The organism is Moorena sp. SIO3B2, assembly GCF_010692525.1.
Taxonomy (GTDB): Bacteria; Cyanobacteriota; Cyanobacteriia; order Cyanobacteriales; family Coleofasciculaceae; genus Moorena; species Moorena producens.
Genome location: NZ_JAAHHE010000204.1, coordinates 3,808 through 11,651 on the forward strand (window position 1 = coordinate 3,808; position 7,844 = coordinate 11,651).

Consider the following 7,844-nt stretch of genomic DNA (forward strand, 5'->3'; position numbering starts at 1 on the left):
TCAGCATTCAGCCGAAGGCCAAGGTCTTTGGCTGAATGCTGATGGCTAACCTTCAACCTGCTAACCTTCAACACTACTAACCTTCAACATCCTAACCTTCAACACTACTAACCTTCAACATCCTAACCTTCAACACTACTAACCTTCAACACTACTAACCTTCAACCTGCTAACCTTCAACACTACTAACCTTAAACCTGCTAACCTTCAACACTAATAACCTTAAACCTGCTAACCTTAAACCTGCTAACCTTAAACCTGCTAACCTTCAACACTAATAACCTTAAACCTGCTAACCTTCAACATCCTAACCTTAAACCTGCTAACCCAAAAAAATAGCCGCAGAAATACTTTCCACGGCTAGGAATTTTCGACTATGCACTGAATTTTCTCACCTATCTGTTCGCGTAGCGAACAGACCGGAGCCTTTGGCCGGGGGGGGTTTCCCCCCCAGAAATTTAGCGATGCAGCGCGGTCTTGGGGGTTTCCCCCATGAGCGACTGCATCAAGACAAGGTGTTAACGCCAAATCCAGTATCTCCTCATGATCGTAATAAATTGGCCTGGAATTCCAGTGGGTTGAAGAGGACTCCACTCCGAAAGCTGTGCATAGCCCATGGCATTAAGGATATGCATTGTATTGCTTATTTGCTGGCGAGTTCCCTTCAGAATATACGGAACAAGGAATTCTTTTTCGGAAAACTCCTCAGGAGTAATCTTCGGAGTGATATGCTCTGGATTATTGTCTGAATTTGGCCGAAAATTGTGATGCATAGTCGAAAAACTCTTTTTAGGTTTATAAATATAATCATAATGATTACAAAACATATTGTCAAGGGTTTTTATAATTTTTTTTTGAGGGATAATTTAAAGGAAACGAGGGAATCGGGAATCGGGAATCGGGAATCGGGAATCAGTAAAAAATCGGAAGCGATCGCGTAGAGTGACATGCAGGTCAATCGCGTTTTTTTTTATTAAAATTACCGATAAAATTGGTTAGCTAAAATTGTAATAACAAGTTAGCGATCGCGTAGCGTATCTTTGCTGAGCATCGAGTTTTTTTTCGGAGTAATATTACCGAAAACCTCGACAACAGTAAATCTTAAAAATCATAATTTCCCGACTCCCGACTCCCGACTCCCGACTCCCGACTCCCTACTCTCTGTTCCCTTTGCCATTAATCTACACCGTTGAATCATATCAACATAGGCTGGCGATAACTGCTGCCAACTAAACCGATCATAGACCGTACGATGACAATTTTCACGCTTACTTTGGTTATAACCTTCCCCCAACACTTGAGAAATTAGATTAGCTAAACTTCCAGTTAATTCAAAATTCGCTAAATATCCTTCATTGCCTAAAACAAAGTGAGTAATGTCATAATCATGAGCTAAACAAGGTAAACCATGGGACATTGCCTCAACAATTACTCGTGGTAATCCTTCATGGAGAGACGCTAAGACGAAAAGATCAGCAATCTGATAGTAATCCTTTACTTGCTCACGAGCAACAGTTCGCACTTGAAACTGATTAAGCCCTAATAGCTCTTGGCCAAGCTGAATAATTTCCGGTGATTCAGCATCCTGTTGACCTAATAATAATAGGAATGGTCTAGGTTTTGGTAAACTCGCTACTTCATGAATAATGTAATCCATGCGCTTGTGAGAGTTGTTAATTGCTGCCACAGAAAGAATTAACGGTTGCTGTTTCGGTAGTCCTAATTTTTCTCGTAACCCCTCTCTTTCTAATGGTGACAGTATCTGTAATTTCGCAGGGATAAAGAATCCAGAAGGAAGTAGACTTTGTTTCTCAGCAGGCTCTCCATAATTTAACGCCTGTTTAAAGTGAATTGGTGTTAACTGCTGTACATGATCCCAACGGGAAAAAGGAGGGGATAAGGCTCCTCCATTACGGAAAAGCAGCTTATAATTCTGTTTTGTCAAACGCCGCCAGTGCCACAGTAGATAGCCTAAGCCATCATCACTAAAGTAAATTACCTCTGGACGTTCACGATATATATGGGATAATAAACTTAAGGTAAATGATGCTTGTTCAATAAAGTAGCCTTCTTGTCTGACAAAATAGTCACCTTTTTTTAAAAATTCACTTAATTGCTTAACCAATCTTCCCAGTTGAGCTGCCATCCAGCTATACCGTGGCAGATTCCATAATGTAATCATTTTGTCTTTAGACTTACCTCCTCCTTTAAACAGGGTGATATCAAGAGATGATTCCTGGGATAAAGCGCTGAAGCACTCTTCGGCAAAAGACTCATAGCCCCGCTGGATATGACCCAGACCAGAACAGATTATAAAAACTTTAGTCATGGTATTGCGGATTGATTTATTATCGGTATATAGTTAAATTGTATAGCTCAGGGAACAGGGAACAGGGAATAGGGAATAGGGAACAGGGAATAAAAAACTTTGTTAATCTATCTGGTTAGCTGCTAATTACAATATCCTATTCCAAGTGAATTCATTGTGGCAAGTTAATTAAGGGAAAGCAAAAATAAAGGCAAGAGGCATGCTAGAGGCAAGAGTTAATCAAGTCCATAACCATTGAAATTATGATTGATAAAAAAAACACCAAAAAAATCGATATTTTTCCTAATATAACCGACTCCCGACTCCCGACTCCCGACTTCCTGTTCCATTTTGTCAACTAAATCTCTCTAAAATAATTATGATACTTAACGCGATTTTAGTGCGATCAATCCTTGTTGGTGCTTGGTCTTTTGTCAAGAGCAAACTACCACCAGAAGGAAGACGAAAACTAGGAACATTCCTAGGACGAATGGCTCAAAAGCCTCTAATAACTAGTCTAGTGCGTTGGTATGATCAACGGTCAGTAGATGCCTATCTGATTTCATTTCCTAAATCTGGACGAACTTGGCTCAGATTGATGATTGGACGGGCACTAGAAAAGCACTTAGAGCTAACTGACCCCAAAATTATGGAGAGAATTTTGGAGTTGGAAACCTTAGCGCCATTGCACCCTGATGTCCCAAAAATTCGAGTTATTCATGATGATGAACCAGAATGGAAAAAGCCTGATGAACTTGTTCAAAGTAAAGCCAACTATAAAAATGCTAAAGTAATTTTATTAGTCCGAGACCCTAGGGATGTAGTAGTATCTATCTATTTTGAACATACTAAACGGGTGGGACACTATGCCCACATCATGCAGCAAGTAGACTCTCTGAAGCAGTATGCTGAACGAATTAAACCCTATGAAGGGGATTTGCATAGCTTCATCCATGAGTCAGTGGGGAGCTTTGATACTTTAATTAGCTATTACAATATATGGGAAGCTAATCGCCATCTCCCGAAAGATTTTCTGCTGGTGCGTTATGAAGATATCAAAACAAATACCCAAAAAGAACTGAGGCGGGTTTTAGAGTTTTTAGGAGTTAAATCAGTTCAGGATGAAGTAATTGAAGAAGCTGTCAACTTTGCCTCGTTTAAGAATATGCGCCAGATGGAAAAAAACCGGACATTTAAATCGGATCGTTTGACACCAACTGACCAGCAAGATCAAGAGTCTTACAAAACTCGTAAAGGAAAAGTTGGAGGATTTACTGAATATTTAAATAACGAAGATATTGATTATCTGAATCACCAAATGGAGGAACATTTATCGGATTTTTACCAGTATAAACCCTGAAGCTGTTGTGGGTTATCAGGTGTGGGGTGTGTAGCGATCGCGTAGCGTGACCTGTGGTCAATCCCGTAGCGTGACCTGTGGTCAATCCCGTAGCGTGACCTGTGGTCAATCGCACTCAAGACAAGTGGGCTTATTCACCAGACTAGACTAAACTAGTGTATATATCTAGCTAGCTAATAGGCTAGTAAAAATGATTCTTAACCAAAACTTCCAGGTAATTGAGAATGCTGCCCAAATTGATGACCAATTTTGTTTAAAATTAGGACCGCAAGCTAAGGCAAAAGTCTACCGAGTATTGATTAACGATACAGGACAAATCCTACTCGACCCAATTCCAGAAGAAGAACAGTGGTTATGGCAAAATCCCGAAACCCTGGCGCAGGTGAAACGGGGTATCCAGCAAGCAGCAGAAGGTCAAGGAAAATATTTAGGTGATTTCGCTCAATATGCTAGCCTGGATATTGATGACTAGTGGATTTTCAATAATTAAACTATCAGCGATTAGCGCTACTTGAGGTGCGATCGCGTTCACCTATCAGCGATCAGCCTATGGGCTAGGGGCATGCTACACGGAACAGCTAAAGGCGAAAAGCCACACTAAACCGAACAGCTGTTGAATAAAATAGCTGACCGCTGACCGCTGACCGCTGACCGCTGACCGCTGAACGTTGAACGCGCACCCGTGCGCTTCGCGCATAGGCTTACAACTTCACTAGTCTTCCTCAAGATACGGAAATCCGAATCCCTATCGGTGGACAACCCCATATGTCGTATCAAAAATAATCCCTCAGAATCGTTAAAGGGACATTCATATAAATGTAGCTATACCAGTCAATAACCCCACCCTGTTGAGGGATGGGGCTTGCATAAACAACCAATTATGCGTGTTTGACTAGACCATTTGAGCCGAATTTTGGAACGAACGCTTGGATGCTTCCCCAGTTCAAGTCTCTTCAAGACTGTGTTGTCAGTCGCTGTTAGACAGGACATCTTAAATTCGGTGGTCCAGGGGACGGGTCAAGTGCCCAAATACTTTTCTCGTGAGGTTTATCACCATGTTACGAGTTCCAGTTATTTCACCTGATGGAAGACCATTGATGCCTACAAAAGCATCTCGTGCTCGACGTTGGCTTAATCAAGGTTTAGCTGTTATTTACCAAAACGATCTAAATGTTTTTGCTGTTCAGTTAGTTAACCAACCATCTGAGGAACAAACTCAGGATATTGCTATTGGGATTGACCCTGGAAAGATGTTTTCTGGCATTGCTGTTCAGTCAAACAAAGCCACTCTTTGGACGGGACATTTAGTTTTGCCATACAAGAAGGTTCGCGAACGCATGGATACTAGACGAATGATGCGTTCGCGTAGCGTCGGCTTCGCCGAAAAAACTCGCAGAAGTCGTCGAATAGATCGCAGGGTACCTTACTCTCAAAGGTCTCATAGACAAAAGCGATTCTCAAACAGAGTAAACAAAAAGGTACCTCCTTCAATTCGAGCAAATCGCAAGTTAGAGCAAAGGGTGGCCAAAGAGCTTAGCCTTTTATACCCAGTAAAAGCTATTGTCTATGAGGTAGTAAAGGCTAGAGGAGACAAAGGTTTTTCTCCTGTCATGGTAGGCCAATATTGGTCAATATCTCAGCTAGAAAAAATAGCTCCAGTCACTCAAAAACAAGGCTGGGAGACTGCTCTAAAAAGGGAAGCTCTAGGACTGGTCAAAGACAAAACCGACAAAAGTCGGCAGACAGTCAACACTCATGCAATAGATGGAATAGCTTTAGCTGCTACTCATTTCTTGCGGCGCAAGAATTACTATCACAGTAAAGGTAAATTGAGTATCCCAGAAAACTGCAATATAACTAACGCTTTGTTTTCTGTTATTAGACGTGCTCCTATAATTCGTCGTCAATTACACCTGTTGAATTTTCGTGCATGTGGAAAGCGGCGTAAATACGGAGGAACCACTACTAGTCATGGTTTTCGTAAAGGAGACTACGTTGAAGCTGTTAAAGCCGGAAAGATAACCCATGGTTGGGTGAGTGGCGAGACAGCAAAACAGGTTTCCGTTAGCGATATCAATTGGAAACGGATAGGACAATTTACTGCCCGAAAAGTCCGACTCCTAAAACGTTCAACGGGCTTACTTGTAAACAACTAATTGGAGGTGCGAAGAACTGATGACTGTACTGGAACAAGGCACAATCACGATTCATACTGAGAATATCTTCCCGATTATCAAGAAGTCTCTCTACACCGATCACGAAATCTTCTTGCGGGAGCTGATCTCCAATTCAGTGGATGCCATCCAGAAGTTGAAGATGGTCTCTTATTCTGGGGAGATTGACGGGGATGTGGGAGACCCGGAAATTAAAATTACCATTGATAAGGATAAAAAAACTCTCTCCATCTCGGATAACGGCATTGGGATGACTGCCGATGAGGTGAAAAAGTATATTAATCAAGTTGCTTTTTCTAGCGCTGAAGAATTTATCCAGCAGTACCAAAAGCAAGCTGACCAACAGATTATCGGTCACTTCGGATTGGGTTTCTACTCTGCTTTCATGGTGGCTCAGAAGGTAGAAATTGATACCCTCTCTTATAAATCAGGGGAAACAGCCGTTCATTGGAGCTGTGATGGTTCTCCAGCCTTTGAACTATCGGATTCAGAGCGGACGGAACGGGGTACTACTGTTACCCTCACCATGCAAGAGGAGGAACAGGAGTACTTAGAACCCTCACGGATTCGCCAGCTAGTGAAATCCTACTGTGATTTCATGGCAGTGCCCATCAAGCTGGAAGATGAGGTGATCAACAAGCATGAGGCACTGTGGAAGAAATCCTCAAGAGACCTGACCAAAGAAGACTATCTGGAGTTCTATCGCTATCTTTACCCGTTCCAAGATGAACCCTTGCTGTGGGTACATCTAAACACAGATTATCCTTTCTTGCTTGATGGCATTCTCTATTTCCCTAAACTGAAGCCAGACGTGGATGTGACTAAGGGGCAAATCAAGCTTTTCTGTAATCAAGTGTTTGTCAGTGACAACTGTGAAGAAGTAATTCCTAACTTCCTAATGCCACTGCGAGGGGTGATTGATAGCCCTGATATTCCCCTGAATGTTTCCCGTTCTGCTCTGACCAAAGACCGGACAGTGGCTCGGATTGGTGACTTTATTGCTAAAAAAGTTGGCGATCGCTTAAAGCAACAGTACCAGGATGAGCGGGATGAGTACATCCGTTCTTGGCAAGATGTGGGTACATTTGTTAAGTTTGGCTGCCTCAATAGCGATAAGTTTAAGAAACAAGTAGAAGATATTGTGATCTTCCGCACCACCTATCAACCGGTGGAAAGTTCGGAAGCTCCAAGCACTGACACCCCTAAGGTAGAAGTGCAATCCCAAGATGGGGATGCTTGGGAGGATGTCACCCCGGATGAGGGCACCGAACAGGGCAAGTCTTCCTCTTCTCAACCCTACACTACTATCAAAGAGTATCTAGAGCGCAATAAAGAAAATCACGAAAATCGGGTATTCTATTGCACTGATGAGGCTAGCCAAGCCACTTATGTAGAACTGCACAAAAATCAAGGGTTAGAAGTCCTATTTATGGACTCCTTTATCGACACCCACTACATTAGCTTCTTGGAACGGGAATATACAGAGGCTAAGTTCTCTCGGGTGGATTCAGACTTGGATGATACCCTTGTTGATAAGGAGCAGGAAAAAGAGATTGTTGACCCGAAGACCAACAAAACCCGTTCTGACCTGATTAAGGAACTGTTTGAGCAAGCCATTAATAAGCCTAAGGTCAATGTCCGGACTCAAGCCCTGAAGTCTGATGACCCCCAAGGCACCCCACCGGCAATGGTATTGTTGCCGGAAGCCATGCGCCGTCTACAGGAAATGACTGCCATGATGCAGCAGGAGTCGGTGCAGTTTCCAGAGGAACATATTTTAGTGGTCAATACCACCCACCCACTGATTCAGAATCTAGTCAACCTCAGTCAAGGCAGTATTATTCAGAGTGGCGGTCAGTCTCCCTCAGCGGAATTGGCTAGCATGATTTGTCAGCATGTCTATGACCTGGCACTGATGGCTCAGAAAGGCTTTGATGCCGAAGGCATGAAGGCGTTTGTGGAACGGTCCAATAAGGTTATGACGCGCTTGACGCAATAGTAA

7 protein-coding genes are annotated in these 7,844 nt (G+C 42.7%); 4 read left to right on the top strand and 3 right to left on the bottom strand.

What is annotated here, in order from left to right:
- Positions 1–518: 518 nt before the first annotated feature.
- Together F6K38_RS27645 and F6K38_RS27650 are read right to left on the bottom strand one after the other, a co-directional pair.
- A complete protein-coding gene (locus tag F6K38_RS27645; RefSeq protein WP_287251816.1) occupies positions 519–773 on the bottom strand; it encodes a hypothetical protein in 255 nt (84 codons plus the stop codon).
- Between the two features lie 335 nt (positions 774–1,108).
- The gene (locus tag F6K38_RS27650) at positions 1,109–2,329 is read right to left on the bottom strand and encodes a glycosyltransferase family 4 protein (protein WP_008183629.1); all 1,221 of its coding nucleotides are present in this window, start codon (positions 2,327–2,329) and stop codon (positions 1,109–1,111) included.
- 358 nt (positions 2,330–2,687) lie between these two features.
- On the opposite strand from F6K38_RS27650, the gene F6K38_RS27655 reads away from it, so the two are divergent.
- Both F6K38_RS27655 and F6K38_RS27660 read left to right on the top strand, forming a co-directional pair.
- A complete protein-coding gene (locus F6K38_RS27655) occupies positions 2,688–3,668 on the top strand; it encodes a sulfotransferase domain-containing protein (RefSeq protein ID WP_287358273.1) in 981 nt (326 codons plus the stop codon).
- Between the two features lie 190 nt (positions 3,669–3,858).
- On the top strand, positions 3,859–4,140 hold the full coding sequence (locus F6K38_RS27660) for a hypothetical protein (protein WP_008183625.1): 282 nt from the start codon (positions 3,859–3,861) through the stop codon (positions 4,138–4,140).
- A 93-nt stretch (positions 4,141–4,233) separates the two neighbouring features.
- Here F6K38_RS27660 and F6K38_RS27665 read toward each other — a convergent pair whose 3' ends face one another.
- On the bottom strand, positions 4,234–4,365 hold the full coding sequence (locus tag F6K38_RS27665; protein ID WP_267872022.1) for a hypothetical protein: 132 nt from the start codon (positions 4,363–4,365) through the stop codon (positions 4,234–4,236).
- A gap of 358 nt (positions 4,366–4,723) precedes the next feature.
- On the opposite strand from F6K38_RS27665, the gene F6K38_RS27670 reads away from it, so the two are divergent.
- Together F6K38_RS27670 and htpG are read left to right on the top strand one after the other, a co-directional pair.
- The gene (locus tag F6K38_RS27670) at positions 4,724–5,824 is read left to right on the top strand and encodes an RRXRR domain-containing protein (RefSeq protein WP_287358276.1); all 1,101 of its coding nucleotides are present in this window, start codon (positions 4,724–4,726) and stop codon (positions 5,822–5,824) included.
- Positions 5,825–5,843: 19 nt separating this feature from the next.
- Positions 5,844–7,841, top strand: coding sequence for a molecular chaperone HtpG (htpG, locus tag F6K38_RS27675; RefSeq protein WP_287358279.1), 1,998 nt, complete (start codon positions 5,844–5,846; stop codon positions 7,839–7,841).
- Positions 7,842–7,844 lie beyond the last annotated feature (3 nt).

Bases quoted from the DNA above. Each gene is read 5' to 3' on its own strand.
- htpG (WP_287358279.1), top strand. From the start codon at position 5,844: ATGACTGTACTGGAACAAGGCACAATCACGATTCATACTGAGAATATC.
- F6K38_RS27655 (WP_287358273.1), top strand. From the start codon at position 2,688: ATGATACTTAACGCGATTTTAGTGCGATCAATCCTTGTTGGTGCTTGG.
- F6K38_RS27650 (WP_008183629.1), bottom strand. From the start codon at position 2,329: ATGACTAAAGTTTTTATAATCTGTTCTGGTCTGGGTCATATCCAGCGG.
- F6K38_RS27645 (WP_287251816.1), bottom strand. From the start codon at position 773: ATGCATCACAATTTTCGGCCAAATTCAGACAATAATCCAGAGCATATC.
- F6K38_RS27660 (WP_008183625.1), top strand. From the start codon at position 3,859: ATGATTCTTAACCAAAACTTCCAGGTAATTGAGAATGCTGCCCAAATT.
- F6K38_RS27670 (WP_287358276.1), top strand. From the start codon at position 4,724: ATGTTACGAGTTCCAGTTATTTCACCTGATGGAAGACCATTGATGCCT.
- F6K38_RS27665 (WP_267872022.1), bottom strand. From the start codon at position 4,365: ATGCGCGAAGCGCACGGGTGCGCGTTCAACGTTCAGCGGTCAGCGGTC.